The sequence below is a fragment of the Azospirillum sp. UENF 111221 genome (genome assembly GCF_058780625.1).
This window is the reverse complement of sequence record NZ_JBSNCH010000003.1, coordinates 560,147-585,699: the sequence shown is the minus strand read 5'-3', so window position 1 is coordinate 585,699 and position 25,553 is coordinate 560,147. Positions and strand designations below refer to the sequence as shown.

The following is a 25,553-nucleotide window of genomic DNA, read 5'->3' as shown; positions in this document are numbered from 1 at the left end:
GACAACTCTTCCATCGCAGACATCGGCAAAGGTCAGGGTTTATCAGGCGCGATGCCGCGCAGGAAGAGATCCACCGCCTTGTCGACGAAGGCATGGCGCTCCTCCTCCGTCGGCGTGGGGCACAAGCCCAGCACGAGCTGGCAATAGGCCCCCCCCTGCATGGCGCCCAGGAACTGCCGGGCGACGAAGGCCGGATCGTCGGTGGCGATCGCACCGCGGTCGTTCAGCCGGGTGAACAGGGCAACGAAATTGGCGATTCCCTGCTCCGGACCGGCCTGGAAATAGAGCTGGGCTGCAACCGGCATCCGCGTCGCCTCCCCAACCACCGCCTGATGGACGCGGATCGCCGCATCCGACCACAGCAGGTCGGTGAAACGGCGGCCGACTTGGACCAAAACATCGCGCAGCGGCATCCCGTCGAACACCTCCGGCGCAAAACGCAGGCCGCGCCGCTCGCACTCGGCGGAGATCACTGCGGTGTACAGCTCCTCCTTCGATGGGAAGCGGGTGTAGAGCGTCGTCTTGGACACCCGTGCCTGTTGCGCGACCTGATCCATCGACGCGGCGGCATAGCCGAGTTCAAGGAACACCTCCCGCGCGGCGGCGACAATCTGTTCCGCCTTCGCGTCGAGGGACGGGGCGGGGTGGGACGCTTTCTGCTCCGATGACTGCACTGAACTGTACCGTTCACTCTTGACGTTGGCTGGGGGCCGGAGTAGGACGGTAACAGTACGATACAGTCCAGTCCAGTGGGGAGACGTGGTATGGCCCTGTTCCGCGAAAGGCGGCTTGCGTCCGCCATCCTGGCGACAACGGCGCTTCTGACGGTGGCGGGCCTGCTTGCCGGCTGCAACGAAACGCACTCCGCCTCCACCCCGGCGGAAGGCGAGGTGCGGCCGGTCCGCGTCGCCACCGTCACGCTGGAACCGCTGGTCGACAGCGTGCGCTATCCGGCGGTGATCCGCCCGCGCGTGGAGGTAGATGTCGGCTTCCGCATCGGCGGCAAGGTGACCGCGCGGCTGGTGGAGGTCGGCACCCGCGTCGAACCCGGCATGCCGCTGGCCCGCCTCGACCCCACCGATCTTCACTTGCAGATCCGTGCCTCCCGGGCGCAGCTCGCCTCCGCCCAGGCCGACGCAGCCAATGCCCGCAGCGATTTCCAGCGCTATGCCAGCCTGCGCCAGGGCGAATGGACCACCCGCCAGGAATACGACCGCCGCAAGACCACGCTGGACAAGGCGGAGTCCAAGGTGCGCGAGGTGGAGGCGCAGCTTCATGTCCTCGACAACTCCGCCCAATACGCCACGCTGGTGGCGGACGAGGCCGGCATCGTCACCGCGACTCTGGTCGAGCCGGGACAGGTCGTCGCCTCCGGACAGACCGCCCTGCGCGTCGCCCGGCTGGGCAGCCTGGAGGCGGTGGCGAACATCCCCGAACAGAGTGTCGCCGCCCTGCCCCGCCAGAAACTGGCGGTGGAGCTGTGGTCGCATCCGGGCCACAGCATCGCCGGCAGCCTGCGCGAGGTCTCGCCCAGCGCCGATGCCTACACCCGGACCTTCCAGGCGAAGATCACGCTGGCCGATCCGCCGCCCACGGTCCAGCTCGGCATGACCGCGACCGTCATCGCCTCCGCCGACCATGGCGCGCCCGTCGCCCGCCTGCCGCTGAGCGCATTGGCCCAGCGGGAGGAGAGGCCGGCGGTGTGGGTGCTCTCCGCGCCGGACGACCGGCTGGAGCTGCGCCCCGTCACCGTCGCCGCCTATGCCGGCGACCTCGCCCTGATCGGCGGCGGGCTGAAGGACGGCGAGCGCGTCGTCACCGCCGGGGTGCACAAGCTCGACGCCGGCCAGAAGGTCCGCGTCTGGACGGAGCCGGCGCGATGAACCATTCCCGCATGAACCTGTCGGCCTGGGCGCTGGCCCACCGCACGCTGGTGCTGTTCATGATGCTCGCCAGCGTCCTGGCGGGTGCGCTGGCCTACAAGACCCTGGGCCGGGCGGAGGATCCGTCCTTCACCTTCAAGGTGATGGTGGTGCGCACCCAATGGCCGGGCGCCACCGCGCGCGAGGTCGAACAGTTCGTCACCGACCGCATCGAGAAGAAGCTGGAGGAGGTGCCCTACTACGATGTCGCCCGCAGCTATTCCAAGCCCGGCGAGTCGGTGATCTTCGTCCAGCTGAAGGACTCCACCCCGCCCCGGCTGGTGGCGGACCTGTGGTATCAGGTGCGCAAGAAGATCGGCGACATCCGCTACACCCTGCCCGACGGCGTGGTCGGCCCCTTCTTCAACGATGAGTTCGGGGACGTCTATTCCGGCATCTACGCCTTCATGGGCGAGGATTTCACCCCTGCCCAGCTGAAGAAGGTGACCGAACAGGCGCGCGCCCGCCTGCTGAAGCTGCCGGGTGTCGAGAAGATCGACCTGATCGCCCCGCAGGAGGAGCGCGTCTATGTCGAGATCTCCAGCCAGCGGCTCGCCAGCTTCGGCCTGCCTGTGGACTCCGTGATCCAGGCGCTCCAGCGCGAGAACGCCATCGCCGCGTCGGGTGACGTCGATACCGGATCGCAGCGCGTCTATGTCCGCCTCGACCTCGGCCTCGACACCGCGGCGGCCGTGCGCGCGATCCCGGTGGAAAGCGGCGGCCGGCTGCTGACCATCGGTGACGTGGCGGAGGTCAAGCGCGGCTATGTCGAACCGCGGCGCTATACCCTACGCTACAACGGCCGCGACGCCATCGGTCTGGGCGTGGTCATGGCGAAGGGCGGCAACGTGCTGAAGCTGGGTGAACAGCTCGACGTGGCGATGGAGAAGGTCCGCGCCGAACTGCCGGTCGGGCTGGAGGTGGCGCAGGTCGCCGACCAGCCGAAGGTGGTCGAGCATTCCGTCGGCGAATTCATGGAATCGCTGGCCGAAGCGCTGGGCATCGTCATCCTGGTCAGCCTCGTCAGCCTGGGCTGGCGCACCGGCATCGTCGTGGCGCTGGCGGTGCCGCTGGTGCTGGCGATGACGCTGGTGGCGATGCAAATCCTGCACATCGACTTGCAGCGCATCTCGCTGGGCGCCCTCATCATCGCGCTCGGCCTGCTGGTCGACGACGCCATCATCGCGGTGGAGATGATGGTGGTGAAGATGGAACAGGGATGGGACCGGCTGAAGGCCGGCGCCTTCGCCTACACCTCCACCGCCTTCCCGATGTTGAGCGGCACCGTCGTCACCGCCGCCGGCTTCGTGCCGGTCGGCTTCGCGGCCTCGGCCGCCGGCGAATACACCAATTCGATCTTCTGGGTGGTGGCGCTGTCGCTGCTGCTGTCCTGGGTGGTTGCAGTGATCTTCACCCCCTATCTCGGCTGGCTCTTGCTGCCCAAGCCCAAGCATGTGGTGCCGGACGGGCACGAGCTGGACATCTACGACACCCGCGCCTACCGCATCCTGCGCGGCATGATCGAGGCCTGCGTGCGGGCGCGCTGGACCACCATCGGCGTGACGGTGGCGGCCTTCGTCACGGCACTCGTCGGCTTCGGCCATGTCCAGCAGCAATTCTTCCCATCGGCCAGCCGGCCGGAGCTGTTGATCGACATCCGGCTCGCCGAAGGCGCCTCCTTCGAGGCGACAGCCGCCGAGGTGAAGCGGATGGAGGCGGCTCTCGCCAAGGACCCGGACGTCGATTACTGGGTCGCCTACACCGGCGGCGGATCGCCGCGCTTCTACCTGCCGCTGGACCAACAGCTGGAGACCGCCAACTTCGCCCAGTTCATGGTGATGACCAAGGGGCTGGAGGAGCGCGAGCATTTCATGCAGCGGCTGGAGCCGACGCTGGAGTCCGATTTCCCGGCCGCCCGCGTCCGCATCAGCCGGCTGGAGAACGGCCCGCCGGTCGGCTACCCGGTCCAGTTCCGCGTCACCGGCGAGGACCCGGCGACCATCCGCAAGATCGCCTATCAGGTGCGCGACACCATGCGCGCCCACCCCAACACCGCCAACGTCCATCTGGACTGGGACGAGCTGTCCAAGCGCGTCCGGCTGGAGGTGGACACCGCCAAGGCCCGCGCGCTGGGCGTGTCGAAGCAGGATCTGTCGAACGCGCTGCAACTGCTGCTGAACGGCATGTCCGTCACCCAGTACCGCGAGGGCACCGAGCTGATCGGCGTCCTCCTGCGCACCACGCCGGAAGAGCGGATGGACCTGTCCCGCCTGGGCGAGCTGAACATCCGCACCAGCCGCGGCACCACCGTGCCGCTGAGCCAGGTCGCCACCGTGCGCTACGAGCTGGAGGAACCGGTGCTGTGGCGCCGGGCGCGCGAGACGACGATGACGGTCAAGGGCGACGTGACCGGCGGCTTGCAGGCCCCGGTGGTCAGCACCCAGCTGAACGGGCAGTTCGATGCCCTGCGCGCCACCCTGCCCGACGGCTACGCCATCACCATGGGCGGCGCCATCGAGGAGAGCGCCAAGGGCCAGGATTCGATCAACGCCATGATGCCGGTGATGCTGCTGATCATGGTCACCACGCTGATGCTGCAATTGCAGAGCTTCTCGCGCGTGTTCATGGTCCTGCTGACGGCGCCGCTGGGGCTGATCGGTGTCACCGCCTCGCTTCTGCTGTTCAACCTGCCCTTCGGCTTCGTCGCCATGCTGGGCGTCATCGCGCTGGCCGGCATCATCATGCGAAACTCGGTCATCCTGGTCGACCAGATCGAGCAGGACATCCGCGGCGGCCGGTCACGCTGGGAGAGCATCATTGAGGCGACCGTGCGCCGTGCCCGCCCCATCGCCCTGACGGCGGCCGCGGCGATCCTCGCCATGATCCCGCTGACGCAGAGCGTGTTCTGGGGTCCGATGGCGGTCGCCATCATGGGCGGTCTGGCCGGTGCGACCGTGCTGACGATCTTCTTCCTGCCGGCCCTCTACGCAGCATGGTTCCGCGTGCCCCGGCCGGAAAGGGAGGAGGTGGAGGAGAACGGCATGGCCGGCGCGCTGCCGAAGCCGGCGTTGGGAGACTGATGCCCCACTCTTTTTCTCAGGCTTGACCGCGGTCAAGGGGGGCGCACACGAGCAGTGACAGGGTGGCGCCACAATCGATCTCCCGATTGCATCATCACTGCTGATGATCCTCTTTCGTACTGTGCCTTTGCGCCCGGCGGCCTCGGCCCCCGGGCGCTTTTTTTGCTTCAGTTCGCCCGGCGCCCTGCCGTCGCCAGCGTCAACCGGCCGAAGCGCGGACCATCCCGCAGAAATTGGCGTCCGCCGACTTCGATCCGGCGATAGGCCGGGCCGGCCATCAGCAGGCAGGCCGTGACCATCACCAGAAGCAGCGCCATCGACCAGCTTTCCGGCAGTGCCTTGCGGTCATGGATGCCGAGCCCCAGTCCCAGCAGCCGCGTGGTCGCATATTCGACGAAGCCATGGATCAGGTAGAGCGAATAGGACACGTCGCCCAGCCAGACCAGCGGCCGGACATTCAGCATCCGCGCGGCCCGGCCGTGGTTGGCGACGGCCGCCAGGATCAGCAGGGCGAACAGGGGTACGGCCAGCAGGTCCGGCCCGCCGGTGTGCAGAAGCAGCAGGATCGCCACCACCACCCCGGCCATCGTCAGGTCGCTCGACAGCACCGATGCGGCCAGCCCGCTGCGGAAGGCGCTGTAGAGCAGGGTGCCCAACAGGAATTCCGGCAGGCAGCGCAGCAGAGTCTGCGGCCCGTCCCATTGGTTCAGATTGTCCTGCGTCGCCCAGGCCAGCGCAAAGAGCGTCGCCAATGCACCGACCGCCAGCAGGGCCTGCGTCCGGCCGCTCGACCGCCAGACCCAGGGCAGCGCGAAGGGGAAGACCAGATAGGCCATGAACTCCAGGCTGATCGACCAGGCCGGGTAATTCCAGCTCAGCATGCTGGCATAGAGGCCTTGGAGCATGAACAGGTTGGCGACCAGCGCCCAGACCGATTCAGCCCCTTTCAGCGGGATTGCCGGGAAGCTGCCGGTGGCGGCGTATTCCACCGCGCGGACGGCCAGTGCCGTCGCCACGAACAGCAGCAGGACCGCCAGATGCAGCGGATAGAGCCGGGCGATGCGCGCCCGCAGGAAGCTCCAGTATTTGTCGCCGACCGAGTCCGTGAAGGTGCCGTGATAGACATGGGTCAGCACGAAGCCGCTGAGCATGAAGAACAGATCGACGGCCAGATAGCCTTTCTGCACCAGATACGTGTAGCTGTCGGGATGCAGGTTGGGGAAATACTGGAAGCTGTAGTGGTACAGCACCACCCACAAGGCCGCGATGCCGCGCAGCGGGGTCAGGGAGTGGAGGTGGCGGGGATTGGTCTGCGTGCTCATGGCGCAGGCTCCGGCCGATCAGGCCGATGGACCCTGCCCGCTCAGTGGGACTTGATCCGAGCAGGATTGCCTGGGCGCGGCCATCGGCCGCCCCGCCTTGAAGCCCGCACCCGTGTTCCAGCCGAGACCCATCGAAACCACGTCATCCTCCAGCCGTTACGCCGCGCGACACCCGTCCGATATCGGACGGAAAGGCGGCCCCAGTGCGGGTTAACGGCGGAGGTGACGATTGGTTTCGATGGAGGCTGTTACAGATTGGGGACCGTTACAGGAAGAAGACCAGCGTGGTCAGGCCCAGCAGCGGCACCAGGATACCGAAGGACCAGGCCATATAGCCGAAGAAGCTGGGCATGGCGACGCCGCGCTCCTCGGCGATTGCCTTGACCATGAAGTTGGGAGCATTGCCGATATAGCTGTTGGCGCCCATGAACACCGCACCGGCCGAGATCGCGGCCAGCGTCAGCGACAGATCGGACATCAGCACCTTCGCGTCGCCGCCGGCGGTGTTGAAGAAGATCAGGTAGGTCGGCGCATTGTCCAGGAAGCTGGACAGGATACCGGTGGCCCAGAAATAGGCGGCGGGGTTCGGCTTCCCGCCTTCGTTCACCGCGGAGATGATGGCGCCCAGTGCGCCGTCGGTGCCGGCTTTCAGGATGGCGATCGCCGGGATGATGGTCAGGAAGATCGCAGCGAACAGCTTCGCCACCTCCAGGATCGGCCCCCAGCTGAAGCCGTTCAGGCGGCGGCTCTGCTTGCTGGTGAGAGCCAGCGACAGGCCGGTGATGCCCAGCAGCAGCAGGTTCGACACGATGGTCTCCAGCGATACCGTCACATGGTACAGCGTGACGCCCGTCCCCGGATGCCAGATGCCGCTGAGCAGCACCGCGCCGACGATGGCGATCAGCAGCAGCAGGTTGACGCTGCCCTCGATTCGGATCGGTTCGCGTTCGTGCACGCCCTCGATCAGCGGGTGCTTGCCCGGGTCGCGGGTGTGCAGGAAGAGGTCGAGTACGAAATAGATCGCCAGCAGCAGGCCAGACAGGAAGGCCATCGGCGCCAGCAAATGGACCGTCGGCCAGAAGAAATCGACGCCCTTCAGGAATCCCAGGAACAGCGGCGGGTCGCCCAGCGGGGTCAGCGACCCGCCGACATTCGACACCAAGAAGATGAAGAAGACGACCGTGTGGACCTTGTGGCGCCGATGTTCGTTGGCGCGCAGCAGCGGGCGGATCAGCAGCATCGAGGCGCCAGTGGTCCCCATCAGGCTGGCCAGCATGGTGCCCAGCGCCAGCCCAACCGTGTTGGCCATCGGCGTCCCCACCAGAGACCCGGTCAGCCGCACGCCGCCCGCCACCGTGAACAGCGCGGTCAGCAGCACGATGAAGGGGATATATTCCAGCAGGACCGTGTGCAGCAGTTCGTAGGTGGCGAGGTCAACCCCGAAGGTTGCGGCGAACGGGACCAGGAAGGCCAAGGCCCAGGCCGCGGAGATCTTGCCGAAATGATGGTGCCAGACCATCGGCGCCAACAGCGGGAACAGCGCGATCGACAGCAGGATACCCGCAAAGGGCACCACCCACGCCGCACTCAGCAGCCGTCCATCCAGATGCGGGACGCCGGCATGAGCGACCTTCGCCGCCACCTCTGCGGCGTGCACCCCATGCGTGCCCAGCAGCACGCCGCCGACGGCGAGTGTCACGCCGACGGCGGTCGGAAGGATGGATGGGCGGCGTCGGTGCGTGGGAGAATTGATCATCGGTCCGGAAAATAGGCTGACGAAAGGAACGGGAGTATGCGGACTGACGCAGCCTAAGCCAAGCCGGAAGGGGCGGCGGCGCCATGAACTTTCGTAATCGGGTATGCGCCGGCCCTATGGGCAGGCCCGCAGGGTGATTGCCCGGTCCGCCATCCCCGTCCAGTCCGACAGCGGCCGGCATTCGCTGCCCGCACACAACCGATGGTCTGCGGTGAAGCCGGATGCGGCCAGCGTGACGCTGTCCTGCGGTGGCAGTTCCGGCGTCCAGGCCATCCAGCCATCTTCGGTCATCCGGGCATCCGGGCCGGGCTCCATGCCAGCGCCGGTACCGCGGATGCGGGCCTCGACCAGGCGCAACCGTCCCGAGTCTACGCTCCATTGCTCCCGCCACTCCGTCTTCTCGATGGAGTGGGTCCAGGACAGGGTGAACGCCGCCCCCGGCAGCGACGCCAGCAGCGCACCGCCGAGAGCGAACAGGCAGAGACCGCCCACCTCAGGCTGCGGCGGCGGTCGGCACGCTCCGGCGCCGGTGCTGCCACAGCAGGAACAGAACGGTCATGACGAAGGCGGCCTCGTCCGTCAGGGGCAGCGCCACGATGAACAGGAAGGACGCTGCCGCGGCATAGAGGCGGGCGACCAGCGACAGCGGCGTCCAGAAGAAGCCGATGGTGGCGGCCCCCCACAGGGCGATGGCGACGCAGGCCTTGACGAACACATAGGCGACCGCCAGCCAGCTCCCGCCTTGCAGGACCAGGGCCGGGTCGTAGACCGCCATGAAGGGCACGACATAGCCCGCCATCGCCACCCGCGTGGCGATCCAGCCTATCTCCATATGGTCGGCCTTGCAGATCGACGAGGCCGCCAGCGCCGCCAGGGCGACCGGCGGGGTCAGGTCGGCCATGATGCCGAAATAGAAGACGAACATGTGGCTGACCATCAGCGGCACGCCCATGGTCAGCAGGGCCGGCGCCGCGATCGACGCGGTGATGATGTAGTTGGCCGTCGTCGGCAGACCGGTGCCCAGCACGATGCAGGCGATCATCGTCAGCACCAGCGCCGCCAGCAGATTGCCGCCCGACCAGTCGACGATGGTGGACGCGAAGCTGGAAGCAAGCCCGGTCAACGTCATCATGCCGATCAGCACGCCGACCAGCGCGCAGGCGACGCCGACGCCGACCGCGTTCTTGGCACCGTCGGCGATGCTGTTGACCACCAGCACCAGGGTCTGCCGGCCGCCCTTGAACAGCAGGCAGGGGATGATGAGCAGCACCACCATGGTGAAGGCCAGATGCTCGGTCCGGAAGCCCAGCTTCCACAAGCCGGCGGCGACAAGGCCGACCGCGACCCAGAAGGCGACGCGCAACGCCATCGGCCCGATGGTGCCGACGATGGTGGTGCCGAGGATCAGCGCCGCCGTCGCCGCGATGCCGATCACCCCGGCGAACAGCGGCGTGAAGCCGGAGAACAGCAGGTAGATCAGCGCCGCCAGCGGCAAAATCAGGTACCAGCCCTCCACCACGGCGCGCAGCGCGCTGGGGCACTGGTCCTTGGGCAGGCCGACGAGGTTGCGCATGCCCGCCTCCAGATGGACCATCCAGAAGGCGCTGCCGAAATAGAGGATGGCGGGGATCGCCGCGGCGATGGCGACCTCGCTGTAAGGCACGCCGATGGTCTCCGCCATGATGAAGGCGGCCGCCCCCATCACCGGCGGCATCAGCTGCCCGCCCATGCTGGCCGTCGCCTCCACCGCGCCGGCGAAGGCCGGGCGATAGCCGAAGCGCATCATCAGCGGGATGGTGAACTGCCCGGTGGTCAGCACATTGGCGACGCCCGACCCGTTGATGGTGCCCATCAGGCCGGACGAGATCACCGCCACTTTGGCCGGACCGCCCTTGGCATGGCCGACGAGGCCGAGCGACACGTCGTTGAACAGCTTGATCATGCCGGCGCGCTCAAGGAAGGCGCCGAACAGGATGAACAGGAAGATGTAGCTGGCCGATACGAAGGTCGGCGTGCCGTAAAGCCCCTCCGTCGACAGGTAGAGATTGTCGATCACCTGATCGATGTCGTAACCGCGGTGGGCGAGCCCGAAGGGCAGATGCCGGCCGAACAGGGCGTAGGGGATGAACACCCCGCACATGATCGGCAGAGCCAGCCCCATGATGCGCCGCGCCGCCTCGAACACCAGCGCCACGGCGATGGTGCCGACGATCAGGTCGGTGGTGTTGGGGTCGCCCGCCCGCTGGATCAGGTCGACCTCGAACACGTAATGGTAGAGGCCGACGCCGAAGGCGGTCAGGCCCAGCAGCCAGTCGTACCAGGGAACCCGCCGGCGCTCCGCCGTCTGGTGGAAGCCGAACAGGGTGAAGGTCATCAGCAGGAGGAAACCGACATGGACCGCCCGCACCACCATGGTGGAAACCGGGTTGAAGGCGGCGGTCCAGATCTGGAAGGCGGAGAAGGCGACGGCGATGGCGAAGACCGCCCGCCCGTCGAATCCTTCAAATGCGGCCACGGTCGCCGGATTTTCCCGGTCGATGGCTTGGCGGATCTCGGAGTCCGCCTGATTTTTCTGTGCGTTCACCACGGCTTCTCCGCCCGTCGGATTCTTACATCAGCCCCTTTTCCTTGAAATACTTGATGGCGCCCGGATGCAGCGGCACCGGCGACTGGGTGGCGGTCTGGTCGAGCTTGATCTGCTTGGCGGCGACATGGGCGGCGGCCAGCGCGTCGAGATTCTCGAACAGCGTCTTGGTCATCGCATAGGCGGCATCGTCCGACACGCCGGAATGGCTGACCAGCAGGTTGCGCACCGCGGCGGTCGGCACGGCTTCCGTCTGGCCGGGATAGGTGCCGGCCGGGATCGTTTCGGTGATGTAGGCGGCGTCGCCGACCTTCTGCACCAGCTCGGCCGGAATGCTGACGACGGTGATCTCCTGCGACGAGGACAAATTCCTTGATCGCCGCCACGCCGAGGCCGGCCGAGATCAGCGTCGCATCGAGCTGGCGGTTCTTGATCAGATCGACCGACTCGCCGAAGGGCAGATATTCCGTCTTGGCGAAATCCTTGTAGGCCAATCCGGCGGCGCCGAAGATGGCCCGCGCGTTCAGCTCCGTCCCCGACTTCGGCGCGCCGACCGACACCCGCTTGCCCTTCAGGTCGGCCAGCGTCTTGATGCCCGATTCCTTGGCGGCGACGACCTGGATGTAGTTGGGATAGATGGCGGCGATGGTGCGCAGCTTGTCCAGCTTCTGCTTGAAGCCGACCTCCTCGTTGCCTTTCCAGGCATCGCTCAGCGAATCGCCCAGAGTGAAGCCGATTTCGCCGCGGCCGGCCTGGAGCAGGTTCAGGTTCTCGACCGACGCCTTCGTCGCCTGCGCCGTCACCTTCGCCCCCGGCAGCGCCTTGCCGTACACGTTCGACAGAGCCACGCCGAGGGGATAATAGACACCGCTGGTGCCGCCGGTCAGGACGGTGATGAAGGCCTCCGCCTGCGCCGGAAGTGCGGCGAAGCCAAGACCGATGCCGAAGCCCGCGGCCGTGCACAGGGCCAGGACGCGACGCTTCACAGATGGGCGATTCATGGTGGCTCTCCCCGTCATCATTGCCGTGCCCGGATCGTTGCCGGGCGGATTTATTTTGGGCCCACAGAGCGTGGGCAGCCCCAACCCACTGTAACGCGCCACAAAATTGCGCGCCAGTACGTACAATCCGACATAACGATGGTTGCAATGCCATTCTTTCGGCCAAGCCATGCACAGGCTCCTTGACCTCGAAGGGCAGACACCCCCTATCCTTGTGGCGCAAGACCGCCGGCCAAAGCGGACATCCCCATGGCTTCGGCCAACGGCGCGTCAATCGACAGTGATAAGTCCCAACTGCACGCCATACGACTGCAAGCCAGACTTCAGCCAGCGGGAGGAAAACCGATGTCCTGTACCGTTTCGATGACCGTCAATGGCAAGACGGTCTCGCGCGAGGTGGAGGAGCGCACGCTGCTCGTCGCCTTCCTGCGCGAGCATCTTGGCCTGACGGGCACCCATGTCGGCTGCGACACCAGCCAGTGCGGCGCCTGCGTCGTCCATGTCGACGGCCGGTCGGTCAAGTCCTGCACCACGCTGGCCGTCCAGGCCAACGGGGCGGAGGTCATGACCATCGAAGGTCTGGCGGCGGCGGATGGCACGCTGCACCCGATGCAGGCCGCCTTCCGCGAACATCACGGCCTGCAATGCGGCTTCTGCACGCCGGGCATGGTGATGAGCGCGGTCGATCTGGTCCGCGACAACCCCAACCCGACCGAGGCCGAAATCCGCGAGGGGCTGGAGGGCAACATCTGCCGCTGCACCGGCTATCACAACATCGTCAAGGCGGTGAAGGCGGGGGCCGACGCGATGGCGGGGGCACAGGCGACGCCGGTGGCCGCCGAATAAGGGCGAAACGCCCGCAACAGAACAGAGTTCAGATCAGGCATTTCCGCATCTTCAGCGTTCCTGTGGGAGGAAACACGAGATGGCGAACCCCAATGGCATCGGCGCCTCGGTGCGCCGGCGCGAAGACCAGCGTTTTCTGACCGGCCGCGGCAATTACACCGACGATTTCAAGCGCCTGAACATGACCCATGCGGTCCATGTGCGCTCGCCCTACGCCCATGCCCGCATCCTGGGCATCGACTTCACGGACGCGGCGGCGATGCCGGGCGTGGTCGCCGTGCTGACCGGGGCCGACATGGAGGCCGACAAGGTCGGCAGCCTGCCCTGCGGCTGGCAGATCCACTCCAAGGACGGCTCGCCGATGAAGGAGCCGCCGCATTATCCGCTGGCGCGCGACCGCGTGCGCTATGTCGGCGACGCGGTGGCGGTGGTCATCGCCGAGACCCGCGAGCAGGCGCGCGACGCCGCCGAGATGGTGGTGGTGGATTACGAGGAACTGCCGGCGGTCGGGTCCTCAACCCGCGCGGTCGCCGGCGGTGCGCCGCTGGTCCATGACGATGCGCCGGACAATGTCTGCTACGACTGGCATCTCGGCGACAAGGCCGCGACGGATGCCGCCTTCGCCAATGCGGCCCATGTCGCGAAGATCGATCTGGTCAACCAGCGCCTGGTCCCCAACGCGATGGAACCGCGGGCGGCGATGGGCGAATACGACCAGTCCAACGGCGAATACACCCTGACCACCACCAGCCAGAACCCGCACGTCACCCGCCTGTTGATGGGCGCCTTCGTGCTGGGCATTCCGGAACACAAGCTTCGCGTGGTGGCCCCCGACGTCGGCGGCGGGTTCGGATCGAAGATCTTCCATTACGGCGAGGAGGCCGTGGTCACCTGGGCGGCGCGCAAGGTCGGTCGGCCGGTGAAATGGACCGCCGACCGTTCGGAAAGCTTCCTGACCGACGCCCATGGCCGCGACCATGTCAGCCATGCCGAACTGGCGATGGATGCCGACGGCAATTTCCTGGCGCTCCGCGTCTCGACGCTGGCCAATCTCGGCGCCTATCTGTCGACCTTCGCGCCGTCGATCCCGACCTACCTCTACGCCACGCTGCTGGCCGGCCAGTACAAGACCCCGGCGATCTATGCCGAGGTGAAGGCGGTCTTCACCAACACCTCTCCCGTCGACGCCTATCGCGGCGCCGGTCGGCCGGAAGCCTGCTACCTGATCGAACGGCTGGTCGATGTCGCGGCCGGTGTGATGGGCATGGACAAGACCGAGATCCGCCGCCGCAACTTCGTGCCGAAGGAGGCGATGCCCTACCAGACGCCGGTGGCGCTGCAATACGACACCGGCGACTTCGCCAAGAATCTCGACATCGCCCTGCCGCTGGTCGATTACCCCGGCTTCCAGCAGCGCCGTGCCGAATCGAAGGCGTGCGGCAAGCTGCGCGGCATCGGATTCGCGACCTATATCGAAGCCTGCGGCATCGCGCCCAGCAATGTCGCCGGTGCGCTCGGCGCTCGCGCAGGACTTTATGAATGCGCGGAAGTCCGTTTCCATCCAACGGGTTCGGTGACGGTCTTCACCGGCGCTCACAGCCACGGCCAGGGCCATGAGACCACTTTCGCCCAGATCGTGGCGGAGCGGTTCGGCATCCCGATCGAGAATGTCGAGATCGTCCACGGCGACACCAATAAGATCCCCTTCGGCATGGGCACCTACGGTTCGCGTTCGCTCGCGGTCGGCGGCTCGGCCCTGGTGAAAGCGATGGACAAGGTGGAGCGCAAGGCGAGGAAGATCGCCGCCCACATGCTGGAAGCCGCCGAGACCGACATTGAGGTAAAGGAGGGCCGCTTCACCGTCGCCGGCACCGACAAGAGCCTGGGTATCGGCGACATCGCCCTCCAAGCCTATGTCCCGCACAACTTCCCGCTCGACGAGCTGGAGCCGGGTCTGGACGAGCAGGCCTTCTACGACCCAAAGAACTTCACCTACCCCAACGGCTGCCATGTCTGCGAGCTGGAGATCGATCCGGACACCGGCGTCACCACCATCGTCAGCTTCGCCGCGGTGGACGATTTCGGCAACGTCATCAACCCGCTGATCGTCGAGGGGCAGGTGCATGGCGGCCTGGTCCAGGGCATCGGTCAGGCGCTGTACGAGAACTGCGTCTATGACGAGGAGTCGGGCCAGCTCGTCACCGGCTCCTACATGGACTATTGCATGCCGCGTGCGGACGATGTCCCATCCTTCACCGTGCGCTATCACGAGGACCAGCCCTGCACCCACAACCCGCTGGGCGTGAAGGGTTGCGGCGAGGCCGGGACCATCGGCGCCGCCGCCGCCGTGATGAACGCGGTGGTGGATGCGCTGTCTGACTACGGCGTCACCCACATGGACATGCCGGCGACGCCGGAAAAGGTGTGGCGGACCATCCGCGACGCTGCCCCTGCTCCGGCAATGGCGGCGGAATAAGACGGCCGAAGAAGAAGGAGGCTGGAGAATGTACGCTTTCAACTACCAACGGCCGACATCGCTCGCTGACGCGGCGACAGCCATCCAGGCGGAAGAGGCGAAGCTGCTGGGTGGCGGCCAGACCCTGCTGCCGACGCTGAAACAGCGCCTCGCCCGCCCGACCGACCTGATCGACCTCGGCGCCATTCCGGAACTCAAGGGCATCCGTGAGGCCGATGGTGGGCTGGAGATCGGCGCCTTCACCCGTCACGCCGAGGTCGCCCATTCCGACCTCGTCAAGCGGGTGATCCCGGCGCTCGCCAGCCTCGCCGAGGGCATCGGCGACCGTCAGGTCCGCAACATGGGCACGATGGGCGGCTCCATCGCCAACGCCGATCCGTCGGCCGACTACCCGTCGGCCGTGGTGGCGCTCAAGGCCACGGTGACCACCGACCGCCGGACCATCTCCGGCGACGATTTCTTCACCGGCATGTTCGAAACCGCGTTGGAGCCGGGCGAAATCCTCAAGTCGGTCCGCTACTCCCGGCCGGACAAGGCGGCCTACGCCAAGTTCCGCAACCCGGCCAGCCGCTATGCCATCGTCGGCGTCTTCGTCGCGAAGTTCGGCGCCGACGTGCGGGTGGCGGTGACCGGTGCCGCCGGTTCCGTCTTCCGCGCCGAGGCGTTCGAGGCGGCGCTGGCCGCCGACTTCCGTGCCGAAGCGCTGAACGGCCTGTCGGTGGACGCCGACGGCCTGAACGCCGACATCCACGCCAGCGCCGACTACCGCGCCCACCTCGTCACCGTGATGGCGAAGCGCGCGGTGGAAGCGGCGGGGTGATCGGGAAAGTCTCCCTCTCCCCCCTGGGGAGAGGGTTAGGGTGAGGGGGATGCGTTGCGTGGAGCATCCAAGCGATGCAAAGTCCCTCACCCGGCGCCCTTGGCGCCACCCTCTCCCCGAGGGAGAGGGTCCGCCCCCCTCACCCGGTCGGCTTCGCCGCCCGACCTCTCCCCAGGGGGGAGAGGCGGATTTGCGGATTGAGCCTTGAAGGTAATTGATGACCGCAGCCCTCCCCGCCTCCGTCGATGACACGCTGGCGCTTCTCACCCGCGGCAATTACGTCGCGGACCGCTCGCTGGCGACAGCACTCTTCCTGGCGCTGAAGCTGAAGCGCCCGCTGTTCCTGGAGGGCGAGGCCGGTGTCGGCAAGACGGAGATCGCCAAGGTCCTGTCGGCGACGCTCGGCCGCAAGCTGCTGCGACTGCAATGCTATGAGGGGTTGGACGCCTCGTCGGCCGTCTATGAATGGAACTATGCCCGCCAGATGATGGAAATCCGGCTGGCGGAGGCGTCCGGCGGGCAGGACCGCAACTCGCTGGCCTCCGACCTGTTCTCCGAGCGCTTCCTGGTTAAGCGGCCGCTGCTCCAGGCGCTTGAGCCGGACATTGCCGGACCGCCGGTGCTGCTGATCGATGAGCTGGACCGCACCGACGAGCCGTTCGAGGCCTATCTGCTGGAAATCCTGTCCGACTATCAGGTCTCGATTCCGGAATTCGGCACCGTCCATGCACCGGAACCGCCCGTCGTCATCCTCACCTCCAACCGTACGCGCGAGATCCACGACGCGTTGAAGCGGCGCTGCTTCTACCATTGGGTCGATTACCCCGGCGCCGCGCGGGAGCGGGAGATTCTGTCGGTCAAGGCGCCGCAGGCCGATGCCCGGCTGGCGGCCCAGGTGGTCGGCTTCGTCCAGACACTGCGCGGCATGGACCTCTACAAGGCGCCGGGTGTGGCCGAAACGCTGGACTGGGCGCAGGCTCTTGTCGAGCTGAACCAGCTGGAGCTTGAGCCCTCCGTCATCAACGACACGCTAGGCACGCTGCTGAAATACCAGGACGACATCGCCCGCATCCAGGGCAGCGAGGCGGCGCGCATCCTGACCCAGGTCAAGACCGAGCTGGCCGCCACCACCGCCCGGTGAGGCTGTCATGACGGACGACGCGCCGGCCGGTCGCCTCACGCTCAATCTGATGCATTTCGCCCGCGCGTTGCGCGCCGCCGGACTGCCGGTCGGGCCGGGCAAGGTCTTGCAAGCGGTGGAGGCGGTGGAGGCGGTCGGGCTGTCAAACCGCACCGACTTCTATTGGGCGCTGCACGCCATCTTCGTGAACCGCCACGACCAGAGCGAGCTGTTCGACCAGGCCTTCCACGTCTTCTGGCGCAATCCAGACATCCTGAAGAAGATGATGTCGCTGATGCTGCCGAAGGTGCGGACGGAGGCGCCGCCCGACCAGCCGGAAATGGCCCAGCGCCTTGCCGAGGCCCTGCACGGCAGCGGCACCGGACAGGAGGAGCCGGAAAAGACGGAGATCGAGATCGATGCCTCCTTCACCGTCTCCACCGCCGAGCGTTTGCAGGACAAGGATTTCGAGAAGATGACGGGGGAGGAGATGGCGCAGGCCAAGCGCCTGCTCGCCCGCCTCGCCCTGCCGCTGGCGGAGGTCACGACGCGGCGCCACCGTTCGGACCCGGCGGGACCGCGGGTGGACCCGCGTACCACGCTGCGGCGGATGCTGCGCAGCGGCGGCGACCTGTCGGACCTTGCCCGCAAGCGCCGCCGCACCCGGCCGCCGCCGCTGGTGGTGCTGTGCGACATCTCCGGTTCGATGACCCGCTATTCGCGGATGCTGCTGCATTTCATGCATGCGGTCACCAACGACCGCGACCGGGTCCACAGCTTCGTCTTCGGCACGCGGCTGACCAACATCACTCGCCACCTGCGGCACAAGGACGTCGATGTGGCGCTGGACGCCGTTTCGGGAGCGGTCGCCGACTGGTCGGGAGGCACCAGGATCGGCACCGCGCTGCACGCCTTCAACCGGACCTGGGCACGCCGGGTGTTGGGCCAGGGCGCGGTGGTTCTTCTCATTACCGACGGGCTGGACAGGGATGCAGGGGAAGGGCTTGCGGCAGAAGCAGAACGGTTGCACAAAAGCTGTCGGCGGCTCGTCTGGCTGAATCCTTTGTTGCGCTGGGAAGGCTTCGCGCCGAAGTCCTCAGGCATCCGGGCGTTGCTGCCGCATGTGGACGATTTTCTCGCGGCCCACAGCCTGAACAGCCTCGCGGATCTGGCCGGCGCCCTGTCGGCCGACGGTCCGCGTCGTAGCCCGGGCTTGCGCCGCTGGTTGAAGGAGGCGGCGGGATGAACGACACCCTGATGGCGGACAACATCGTGGAGCAGGCAGCCGCATGGCGGACAGCCGGCCGCAGGGTGGCCCTGGCGACCGTCGTGTCGACCTGGGGCTCTTCGCCGCGGCCGGTCGGCAGCCAGATGGCGGTCGACGACCGCGGGTCCATGGCCGGCTCCGTGTCCGGCGGCTGCATCGAAAGCGCCGTGGCGCATGAGGCGGCCAAGACGATGGAGGACGGCGAACCGCGTCTGCTGTCCTTCGGCATCACCAACGAAATGGCCTGGGAAGTCGGGCTGGCCTGTGGCGGACAGGTGCAGGTCTATGTCGAGGCCGTGGAATGAAACGCGAAATTCTGGACCGGCTGCTTGCGGCGAAGGCCGACGCAATTCCGGCTGCCCTGGTGACCGATCTTAACAGCGGCCTCCAGACGCTTGTTTTCGAAGACACCGTGCATGGCGGCTTCGGGCTGGAGCCCGACCTGCTGGACGAGGTGCGCCGGCGCATCCGCCAGGACCGGTCCGGCCTGCTGGTCGATCCGCAGGACGAGGACGGCTTCCGGCTGTTCGTCCATGTCCACAACCCGGCCATGAGGCTGCTGATCGTCGGCGCCGTGCACATCGCCCAGGCTCTGGCCCCGGTGGCGGCGCTGACCGGCTATGACGTGACGGTGGTCGACCCGCGCGGCGCCTTCGCCACCGAGGCGCGCTTTCCCGGCGTGAAGCTGAACCATCTTTGGCCGGACGAGGCGCTGGCAGAGCTGAAGCCCGACGTCCGCACCGCCGTGGTCACGCTGACGCACGATCCGAAGCTGGACGACCCGGCGCTGATCGCCGCCTTGCGGTCCCCCGCTTTCTATGTCGGCGCGCTGGGCAGCAAGCGCACCCACGCCCTGCGCCTCGACCGTCTGCGCGACGAGGGGCTGAGCGAAGCCGAGGTCAAGCGCATCCGCGGTCCCGTCGGCCTCTCCATCGGCGCGGTCACCCCGGCGGAGATCGCCATTGCGATCATGGGCCAGATCACCTGCGTGCGGCGGGGAGAGAACCATCCCTGCTGAGGGCTGAGGACCGGGGTGGAGGAGCCATGAACGCCTCCCCCACCCCACACCTTCCGCCCATTGCCCCGCTCCGGCCCGGTCGCCATATCCGTCGGTGAACACCGACCGCGCCCATCCGGAGCCCCCATGTTCTTCGGCCCGCTTCCCCTGTCCGACGCCGAGGGCGCGATTCTCGCCCATTCCCTGCGTCTGGGCTCCATCGCCTTCAAGAAGGGCCGCCGGCTGTCGACCGATGACGTCGAAGCCCTGCGCGAGGCCGGCATCGCCGAGGTGATCGCCGCCAAGCTGTCCGACAGCGACATCGGCGAGGATGCCGCCGCCAACCGCATCGCTGCCGCCGTGGCGGGCGACGCCGTCCAGGTCGCCGCCGCTTTCACCGGCCGGGTCAACCTGTTCGCCGAATCGCACGGCCTGCTGCGGCTTGCCCCATCCCGCATCGACGCGATCAACGAGATCGACGAGAGCGTCACCATCGCCACCTTGCCCGACTTCGCCCCGGTCGAGCCCGGACAGATGCTGGCCACCGTCAAGATCATCCCCTTTGCCGCCCCCGCCGGCGCGGTGGAGCAGGCTGAGCGGATCGCCATGGACGGACCGCCCCCGCTGGCCGTCCTGCCCTACCGTCCGCTGTCGGTGGCGCTGATCCAGACACGGCTTCCGGGGGTGAAGGAGAGCGTTCTCGACAAGACCGTCGCCGTGACGCGGGAGCGGGTCGAGGCCATCGGCGGCACGCTGATCCACGACTCGCGCTGTGCCCATGACGAGGCGGAATTGGCAGCGCAGATCGCCGGGGCACCGACCGCCGACCTGCTGCTGATTGCCGGCGCCTCCGCCATCACCGACCGCCGCGACGTGCTGCCTGCCGCCATCGGGCGGGCCGGCGGCGTGGTGGAACATTTCGGCATGCCCGTCGATCCCGGCAATTTGCTGCTGCTGGCGCGGCGCGACGGTAAACCAGTGCTGGGGCTGCCGGGCTGTGCGCGCTCGCCCAAGCTGAATGGCTTCGACTGGGTGTTGCAGCGCATCGCCGCCGGCATTCCGCCCAGCCGGGCCGAGGTGATGCGGATGGGCGTCGGCGGGCTGCTTGCGGAGATCCCGACACGCCCGCTGCCGCGCGCCGGCGTGGCGACGGAAGCGCCACGGGCGCCGCGCGTCACGGCGCTGGTGCTGGCCGCCGGCCGTTCCAGCCGCATGGGACAGACCAACAAACTGCTGGCGGAGGTCAACGGCGCTCCGCTGGTCGCCCGCGCCGTCGATGCGGCCCTCGCCTCGCAGGCCGCCACCGTGATCGTGGTCACCGGTCATCAGGGGGAGCGTGTGGCGCGGGCGCTGGCCGACCGCCCGGTCACCTTCGTCCACAACCCCGCCTTCGCCGAGGGTCTCAGCAGCTCCCTGCGTGCCGGTTTGGCGGCGATGCCGGGCGACTCTGACGCGGTGGTCGTCTGCCTGGGCGACATGCCGCGGGTGGCGTCCGCCGTGATCGACCGGCTGATCGCCGCCTACAGCCCGCTGGAAGGCCGCGCGATCTGCATCCCGACCACCCACGGCAAGCAGGGCAATCCGGTGCTGTGGGACCGGGCCTTCTTCACCGAAATGGCGGGGCTGAGCGGCGACGCCGGTGCCAAGCGGTTGATCGGCCAGCATGCCGACCGGCTGTGCGAGGTGCCGGTCGACGATGCCGGCATCCTCTACGACGTGGACACCCCCGACCTGCTGGCCCGCTTCGCGGAAACCGTCAGCGCGCCAGATCCAGCCAGCGCCGGGTCATCTCCCGGGTGAATTGCTCCGCCACCGGCAGATGGGTGACGATCGAGTTCTTCCAGCCCGTGCAGCATCTCCGCATTGTTCTGCCGCGCCTCTTCCCTGATCCGCGAGGCCCAGCCGCGCAGGATGTCGCCGGTGGCCTCAGGGTGGAACTGGAAGGCATAGGTGGCGCGGCCGAGGCGGAAGGCCTGGCGGTCGCAGGCTTCGCTGTAGGCCAGCGGCACGGCGCCCTCGGGAAACTCGAAGGTGTCGTAATGCCACTGGGCGAGATTCAGTTCGGAACCGAAGCCGCCAAGCAGCGGGTCGTCCTGCGCGCTGTCGGTCAGGCTGACGCGGTGGATGCCCAGTTCCGGAATGGTGTGGCGGTAGACCTTGGCGCCATAGGCGCGGGCCGCCAGCTGCGCGCCCAGGCAGATGCCCATCACCGGCCGGTCGGCTTCGGTGAAGTCGCGGATCGTCTCGATCACCCGGCCGAAATGCGGCCCCTTCTCATCGTCCCAGGCGTCCTGCGGACCGCCCAGCACCACCAGTCCGGCATAGCCGTCCTTGTCGGGGATCGCCTCCCCCTCGTTGGCGGCGATGGTGACGAGGGTGGCGCCGTTGTCTGTCAGCGCATCGCCCACCAGACCGATGGGGGCGGTACGGCTGTTCTGGACGACCAGAATGCGCATGGGTCTGCTCGGCTCGCGTCGTTGGTAAGGCTGTCATGAAGTTGTGAGACCGTTGCGGGCAGAGTTCAAGACACAGCCTTTCCCAACCGCATGCCCCGATGTGCAAAGCCGCTATGCGCCACGATAAAAAGCTGATCTAGAGTGCGTCAGGCACCCTCTTTCCGCCGGAGGTTCGTTCAGATGCTGTCCCGCACCCGTCTCGTCGCAGCACCGCTGTTCGCCATCATGCTCGGCACCGCACTGCCCGCCTGGTCGCAAAGCGGCACGCTGACCTTCCTGCACGTCAACGACGTGTATGAAATCGCGCCGGTGAAGGGACAGGGCGGGTTCGGGCCGCTTATGACGCTGCTGAAGCGCGAACGCGCCGCCGCCCCCGATGCGATCACCACGGTCGGCGGCGATTTCCTGTCGCCCTCGCTGCTGTCCGGCACGACACGCGGTGAGCAGATGATCACGCTGTTCAATGCCATCGGCGTCGATGCAGTGACCTTCGGCAACCATGAATTCGACTTCGGTCCCGACCTGCTGAAGCAGCGCATGGCAGAATCGAAGTTTCCCTGGATCGGCACCAATGTGCGGTCGGCCGACGGCTCCGCCTTCGCCAGCACGGTGCCGAGCTGGACCCGGACCATAGACGGCATCACCGTCGGCTTCCTCGGCCTGATCACCCCCGACACCGCCCGCCTGTCGAGCGCCGGTCCGAGCCTCGACTTCCCGCCGGTGCTGGAGACGGCGGCGGCGGCGGTGAAGGAGTTGCGGGCCAAGGGAGCCTCGGTCGTGGTGGCGCTGACCCACCTGACCATCGAGGAGGACCGCGAACTGGCGTCCAAGGTCAAGGGCATCGACCTGATCCTGGGCGGCCACGACCATGACCCGATCAGCTTCTATGAGGGGTCCACCCTGATCCTGAAGGCCGGGCACGATGCACAGTATCTCGGCGTCGTGAAGCTGGCCGTCGAGACCAAGGATGCCGGCAAGGGTCCGGCGACCACCACCGTCCCGACCGAATGGCGCTTCGTCACCACCGCCGGCGTCGCTCCCGACCCGAAGGTCGAGACAGTGGTGGAGGGCTATACCAAGCGCCTGGACAGCGACTTGGCGGTGGTGATCGGTACGACGACGACGGAGCTCGACAGCCGCAAGGATGTGGTGCGCAGCCGCGAAGCCAGCATGGGCAACCTGATCGCCGACGCCCTGCGCGACACGCTGAAGGCCGACGTCGCCATCACCAACGGCGGCGGCATCCGCGCCGACGCGCTGCATCCCGCCGGGTCCAAGCTGACCCGCAAGGACATCTTCGCCGAATTGCCCTTCGGCAATGTCGGCGTGCTGGTGGACATGTCGGGGCAGGATCTCGATCTCCACCCTCGAACACGGCGTCAGCAAGGTGGAGGAGAAGGCCGGCAGATTCCCGCAGGTTTCCGGCCTGACCATGACCTACGACCCGAAGGCGCCGGCCGGGCGGCGGGTGACGTCGATCATGGTCGGCGGCAAGCCGGTGGACCCGCAGGCGACCTACCGCGTCGCCACCAACGATTACATGTTGAAGGGCGGCGACGGCTATGCCGCCTTCCCGCGTTCCAAAGTCATCGTCGATGCGTCGGGCGCGGTGCTGCTGGCAACCATCGTGATGAACTACGTCGAGGCCAAGAAAACGGTGGCCCCGGCGGTGGATGGCAGGATCGTGGCAAAATAACGCAGCAGCCGGGACATTATAGTGCCCTGGGCCGTCACTCCGTTGCGCGTGGCGGCCATTTCCCTTTAGGGTAGCCCGTCCGCCCCGGATCCGCCCTCAGACCAGCGCCCAAGGCCGCCGCATGTCCGACACCCTGACCGCCCGTTCCAACGACTTCGCCCAGACCTTCAACACCGCCCATGGCGAGGCCGGGCTGGGCCGGGTGTCGATCGCGCACATTTTGCAGCGCGTCCAGACCGATCCGAGTTTTCTGTTCAGCCAGGAGTTCCGCCAGGGTGCCGGGCAATGCCCGTTCCATGCCGGCAAGACCGAGGGCGCTGCCGAAGGAACGGCCCCGATCCCGCAGGACGATGCCGACAAGGTGGCCGTCAACAGCCTGCTGGCCCTATTGTTCAACCGGCTGCGCGACCACATCGCAGGCAAGCTGCCTTTCGATGAGGACGGACGGCCAATGCTCCCCATCCCGCCGCGTTCGCCGCACGGGCTCGACCCGGCCGACCGCGACGCCATGGCCGCGGCGGCGCCGGACGTGTTCTGCTCCGTCCTGCGCGACGCCACCTGCCATCTGCTGGATGGGCTGATCACCGGCTGGGCCGTCGATCTGGTGCGGGAGGAGGAGTATTTCCGCTCCCAGGGCTCCGGCGAAGATCTCGCTGGAGGCGGCGGCGACCTTCGTCCTGCGCACGGTGCTGGAACATTCGCCGCTCTACCAGCGCGCCGGCTACGACATGCTGTCGATCACCAAGACCGGCAGCCACACCGCCATCCACATCTGCTGGGCGATGGTGGAAGCCGCACCGCTGCTGGTGCCGGGACGGGACGCGGCCTTCTACGACGACCTCGTCCACCGCAGCCTGAAGCAGATCGTGCCGCTGTCGATGTCCAGCCTGGGCATGCTGGTCCATTACATGGAGGAAAGCGGGATCGAACCGCCCGACGGCCTTGCGGTGCACCGGCTGCCCAAGGACCAGAAGGCCTTCATCCTGGACGCCAACGGGCTGATCCGGCTGAATGCCGATCCCATCGTCACCTTCGCCAAGCCGGGCGAGCGCTATTACACCGGCTGCCCAGCCTTCTACACCACCAACCTGATCAAGCTGTATCTCGACATCGTCGCCGGGCTGGCGCTCGACTACTCCGTCTACGACCGCCTGCAGGAGGGCTGAGCCCGATGGCCCGCACCAATGACTTTGCCCTGACTTATGCCGGCGCGCATGAGGATGCCGGGATGACCCGGATCAACCTCGCGCCGATCCTGCACCGCATCGCCGAAGACCCGAACTATCTGCTCAGCGAGGAATTGCTGACGCTGGCCGGCCACTGCCCGGCCCATGCCGACACCCGCAAGGAGGATTTCGAGAAGGTCGCGATCAACACGCTGCTGGGATTCCTCTATTCCGACCTGCGGGAGCACATCATCGCCCGCATGCCGCTGGACGATAACGGGCATCTGCTGCTGGCAACCCCGCCGGAGTCGCCGCATGGGCTGGATTTCGCCGATCCGGACGGGCTGTCCGCCGCCGATCCCGACCGCATGGTCGGCTTCCTTCGCGATTCCGTCTGCCATCTGCTCGACGCCATCATCAAGGATTGGGCGATCAAGGTGATGGTGGAGGAGGACCGCTGCCGGACGGAGGGGACCATCACCGACATGGCCGCCGCCGGCTATGTGCTGGGGCGCGAGTTGCAGAAGTCGGTGCTGCACGGCCCGTCCGGCTACGACATGCTGTCGATCACCAAGACCGGCAGCCACACCGCACTGCATGTCTGCTGGAATCTGGTGGAAGCGGCGCCGCTGCTGCGGCCGGGGCTGGAGGCCGCGGCTTATGACGACCTCGCCCGCCGCAGCCTGAAGCAGGTGCTGCCGCTCGCCATGGGCAGCCTGGGCATGCTGTGCCAATTCATGGCGGCGGGAAAGATCGAGGCCGACGACCATCAGGCCATCCATCCGCTGCGCACCGACCAGTCGGCTTTCCTCTACGATCCGGACAAGGACCTGATCGTGCTCAACACCGACCTGATCGAGCCGACCGCGATGGCGGGGGAACGCCATTACACCGGTTGCCCGGCTTTCTACGCCAACGGCCTGATCAACCTGTACATGGAAATCGTGCTGACGCTGGCCGCCCAATACGGCATGTATGTGCGGATGCAGGACAGGGTGGCCTGACCCTTTTACGCGATGGTGGTTCTTGACGGAACGGCGACCA

Annotated in this window: 21 protein-coding genes and 1 pseudogene; 13 read left to right on the top strand and 9 right to left on the bottom strand. The window is 67.1% G+C overall.

From position 1 onward, the window contains the following. Window positions 1-32: 32 nt before the first annotated feature. Window positions 33-674, bottom strand: coding sequence for a TetR/AcrR family transcriptional regulator (locus ACWPN3_RS10790; RefSeq protein WP_492242770.1), 642 nt, complete (start codon window positions 672-674; stop codon window positions 33-35). Between the two features lie 90 nt (window positions 675-764). Here ACWPN3_RS10790 and ACWPN3_RS10785 point away from each other — a divergent pair, with 90 nt between their 5' ends. Both ACWPN3_RS10785 and ACWPN3_RS10780 read left to right on the top strand, forming a co-directional pair. Beyond that, a complete protein-coding gene (locus tag ACWPN3_RS10785; protein WP_492242769.1) occupies window positions 765-1,883 on the top strand; it encodes an efflux RND transporter periplasmic adaptor subunit in 1,119 nt (372 codons plus the stop codon). After that, entirely contained in the window at window positions 1,880-5,002 is a 3,123-nt protein-coding gene (locus ACWPN3_RS10780; protein ID WP_492242768.1) for an efflux RND transporter permease subunit, read from the top strand. Before ACWPN3_RS10785 ends, ACWPN3_RS10780 begins: the two co-directional genes overlap by 4 nt. 167 nt (window positions 5,003-5,169) lie before the next feature. Here the strand turns inward: ACWPN3_RS10780 and ACWPN3_RS10775 are convergent, their stop codons facing one another. From ACWPN3_RS10775 to ACWPN3_RS10750, 6 genes and pseudogenes are all read right to left on the bottom strand, one after another. Next, a complete protein-coding gene (locus ACWPN3_RS10775) occupies window positions 5,170-6,324 on the bottom strand; it encodes an acyltransferase family protein (protein WP_492242767.1) in 1,155 nt (384 codons plus the stop codon). A 265-nt stretch (window positions 6,325-6,589) separates the two neighbouring features. Beyond that, window positions 6,590-8,023 (bottom strand): sodium:proton antiporter, encoded by a 1,434-nt coding sequence (locus tag ACWPN3_RS10770; protein ID WP_492242766.1) that lies wholly within the window; start codon window positions 8,021-8,023, stop codon window positions 6,590-6,592. A gap of 171 nt (window positions 8,024-8,194) precedes the next feature. Further along, window positions 8,195-8,572 (bottom strand): DUF1850 domain-containing protein, encoded by a 378-nt coding sequence (locus tag ACWPN3_RS10765; protein WP_109447080.1) that lies wholly within the window; start codon window positions 8,570-8,572, stop codon window positions 8,195-8,197. A 1-nt stretch (window position 8,573) separates the two neighbouring features. Next, window positions 8,574-10,664, bottom strand: coding sequence for a TRAP transporter permease (locus ACWPN3_RS10760; RefSeq protein ID WP_492242765.1), 2,091 nt, complete (start codon window positions 10,662-10,664; stop codon window positions 8,574-8,576). A 25-nt stretch (window positions 10,665-10,689) separates the two neighbouring features. Beyond that, a complete protein-coding gene (locus ACWPN3_RS10755) occupies window positions 10,690-11,031 on the bottom strand; it encodes a TAXI family TRAP transporter solute-binding subunit (protein ID WP_492261354.1) in 342 nt (113 codons plus the stop codon). Between the two features lie 64 nt (window positions 11,032-11,095). Next, window positions 11,096-11,665: pseudogene (locus ACWPN3_RS10750) on the bottom strand (TAXI family TRAP transporter solute-binding subunit); the annotation flags it as partial. A gap of 345 nt (window positions 11,666-12,010) precedes the next feature. Between ACWPN3_RS10750 and ACWPN3_RS10745 the strand changes: the two are divergent. The 8 genes from ACWPN3_RS10745 to ACWPN3_RS10710 all read left to right on the top strand — a co-directional run bounded on the left by ACWPN3_RS10745 (window position 12,011) and on the right by ACWPN3_RS10710 (window position 20,991). Continuing rightward, the gene (locus ACWPN3_RS10745) at window positions 12,011-12,511 is read left to right on the top strand and encodes a (2Fe-2S)-binding protein (protein WP_492242764.1); all 501 of its coding nucleotides are present in this window, start codon (window positions 12,011-12,013) and stop codon (window positions 12,509-12,511) included. A 79-nt stretch (window positions 12,512-12,590) separates the two neighbouring features. After that, entirely contained in the window at window positions 12,591-14,987 is a 2,397-nt protein-coding gene (locus tag ACWPN3_RS10740; protein ID WP_492242763.1) for a xanthine dehydrogenase family protein molybdopterin-binding subunit, read from the top strand. Between the two features lie 28 nt (window positions 14,988-15,015). Continuing rightward, window positions 15,016-15,807, top strand: coding sequence for an FAD binding domain-containing protein (locus tag ACWPN3_RS10735; protein ID WP_109447090.1), 792 nt, complete (start codon window positions 15,016-15,018; stop codon window positions 15,805-15,807). Window positions 15,808-16,024: 217 nt separating this feature from the next. After that, window positions 16,025-16,948 carry an AAA family ATPase gene (locus ACWPN3_RS10730; protein WP_492242762.1) on the top strand — a complete coding sequence of 308 codons (924 nt, stop codon included), beginning with the start codon at window positions 16,025-16,027 and terminating at the stop codon, window positions 16,946-16,948. Between the two features lie 7 nt (window positions 16,949-16,955). Beyond that, window positions 16,956-18,173, top strand: coding sequence for a vWA domain-containing protein (locus ACWPN3_RS10725; protein ID WP_492242761.1), 1,218 nt, complete (start codon window positions 16,956-16,958; stop codon window positions 18,171-18,173). Beyond that, window positions 18,170-18,499: an XdhC family protein gene (locus ACWPN3_RS10720; protein WP_174469352.1), complete on the top strand. Its 330-nt coding sequence runs from the start codon at window positions 18,170-18,172 to the stop codon at window positions 18,497-18,499. The genes ACWPN3_RS10725 and ACWPN3_RS10720 overlap by 4 nt, the downstream gene beginning before the upstream one ends. Next, window positions 18,496-19,212 carry an XdhC family protein gene (locus tag ACWPN3_RS10715; protein ID WP_492242760.1) on the top strand — a complete coding sequence of 239 codons (717 nt, stop codon included), beginning with the start codon at window positions 18,496-18,498 and terminating at the stop codon, window positions 19,210-19,212. The genes ACWPN3_RS10720 and ACWPN3_RS10715 overlap by 4 nt, the downstream gene beginning before the upstream one ends. A gap of 126 nt (window positions 19,213-19,338) precedes the next feature. Beyond that, complete coding sequence (locus ACWPN3_RS10710) at window positions 19,339-20,991, top strand: NTP transferase domain-containing protein (protein ID WP_492261353.1); 1,653 nt, start codon at window positions 19,339-19,341, stop codon at window positions 20,989-20,991. On the opposite strand, the gene ACWPN3_RS10705 is transcribed toward ACWPN3_RS10710, so the two are convergent. Continuing rightward, window positions 20,901-21,647, bottom strand: a complete 747-nt coding sequence (locus ACWPN3_RS10705) for a type 1 glutamine amidotransferase (RefSeq protein ID WP_492261352.1) — start codon at window positions 21,645-21,647, stop codon at window positions 20,901-20,903. The two genes, ACWPN3_RS10710 and ACWPN3_RS10705, sit on opposite strands and share 91 nt — an antisense overlap. A gap of 180 nt (window positions 21,648-21,827) precedes the next feature. On the opposite strand from ACWPN3_RS10705, the gene ACWPN3_RS10700 reads away from it, so the two are divergent. After that, the gene (locus ACWPN3_RS10700; RefSeq protein WP_492261351.1) at window positions 21,828-23,417 is read left to right on the top strand and encodes a bifunctional metallophosphatase/5'-nucleotidase; all 1,590 of its coding nucleotides are present in this window, start codon (window positions 21,828-21,830) and stop codon (window positions 23,415-23,417) included. A 22-nt stretch (window positions 23,418-23,439) separates the two neighbouring features. Here ACWPN3_RS10700 and ACWPN3_RS10695 read toward each other — a convergent pair whose 3' ends face one another. Continuing rightward, on the bottom strand, window positions 23,440-23,562 hold the full coding sequence (locus tag ACWPN3_RS10695) for a hypothetical protein (protein WP_492261350.1): 123 nt from the start codon (window positions 23,560-23,562) through the stop codon (window positions 23,440-23,442). A 467-nt stretch (window positions 23,563-24,029) separates the two neighbouring features. On the opposite strand from ACWPN3_RS10695, the gene ACWPN3_RS10690 reads away from it, so the two are divergent. Together ACWPN3_RS10690 and ACWPN3_RS10685 are read left to right on the top strand one after the other, a co-directional pair. Next, entirely contained in the window at window positions 24,030-24,509 is a 480-nt protein-coding gene (locus tag ACWPN3_RS10690) for a hypothetical protein (RefSeq protein ID WP_492261349.1), read from the top strand. Window positions 24,510-24,514: 5 nt separating this feature from the next. Next, window positions 24,515-25,513, top strand: coding sequence for a hypothetical protein (locus ACWPN3_RS10685; protein ID WP_492242755.1), 999 nt, complete (start codon window positions 24,515-24,517; stop codon window positions 25,511-25,513). Window positions 25,514-25,553 lie beyond the last annotated feature (40 nt).

Coding starts and splice junctions, on each gene's coding strand:
- ACWPN3_RS10710 (WP_492261353.1), top strand. CDS start 19,339: ATGTTCTTCGGCCCGCTTCCCCTGTCCGACGCCGAGGGCGCGATTCTC.
- ACWPN3_RS10700 (WP_492261351.1), top strand. CDS start 21,828: ATGCTGTCCCGCACCCGTCTCGTCGCAGCACCGCTGTTCGCCATCATG.
- ACWPN3_RS10705 (WP_492261352.1), bottom strand. CDS start 21,647: ATGCGCATTCTGGTCGTCCAGAACAGCCGTACCGCCCCCATCGGTCTG.
- ACWPN3_RS10740 (WP_492242763.1), top strand. CDS start 12,591: ATGGCGAACCCCAATGGCATCGGCGCCTCGGTGCGCCGGCGCGAAGAC.
- ACWPN3_RS10735 (WP_109447090.1), top strand. CDS start 15,016: ATGTACGCTTTCAACTACCAACGGCCGACATCGCTCGCTGACGCGGCG.
- ACWPN3_RS10715 (WP_492242760.1), top strand. CDS start 18,496: ATGAAACGCGAAATTCTGGACCGGCTGCTTGCGGCGAAGGCCGACGCA.
- ACWPN3_RS10775 (WP_492242767.1), bottom strand. CDS start 6,324: ATGAGCACGCAGACCAATCCCCGCCACCTCCACTCCCTGACCCCGCTG.
- ACWPN3_RS10685 (WP_492242755.1), top strand. CDS start 24,515: ATGGCCCGCACCAATGACTTTGCCCTGACTTATGCCGGCGCGCATGAG.
- ACWPN3_RS10720 (WP_174469352.1), top strand. CDS start 18,170: ATGAACGACACCCTGATGGCGGACAACATCGTGGAGCAGGCAGCCGCA.
- ACWPN3_RS10780 (WP_492242768.1), top strand. CDS start 1,880: ATGAACCATTCCCGCATGAACCTGTCGGCCTGGGCGCTGGCCCACCGC.
- ACWPN3_RS10725 (WP_492242761.1), top strand. CDS start 16,956: ATGACGGACGACGCGCCGGCCGGTCGCCTCACGCTCAATCTGATGCAT.
- ACWPN3_RS10695 (WP_492261350.1), bottom strand. CDS start 23,562: ATGTGCGCGATCGACACCCGGCCCAGCCCGGCCTCGCCATGGGCGGTG.
- ACWPN3_RS10745 (WP_492242764.1), top strand. CDS start 12,011: ATGTCCTGTACCGTTTCGATGACCGTCAATGGCAAGACGGTCTCGCGC.
- ACWPN3_RS10730 (WP_492242762.1), top strand. CDS start 16,025: ATGACCGCAGCCCTCCCCGCCTCCGTCGATGACACGCTGGCGCTTCTC.
- ACWPN3_RS10785 (WP_492242769.1), top strand. CDS start 765: ATGGCCCTGTTCCGCGAAAGGCGGCTTGCGTCCGCCATCCTGGCGACA.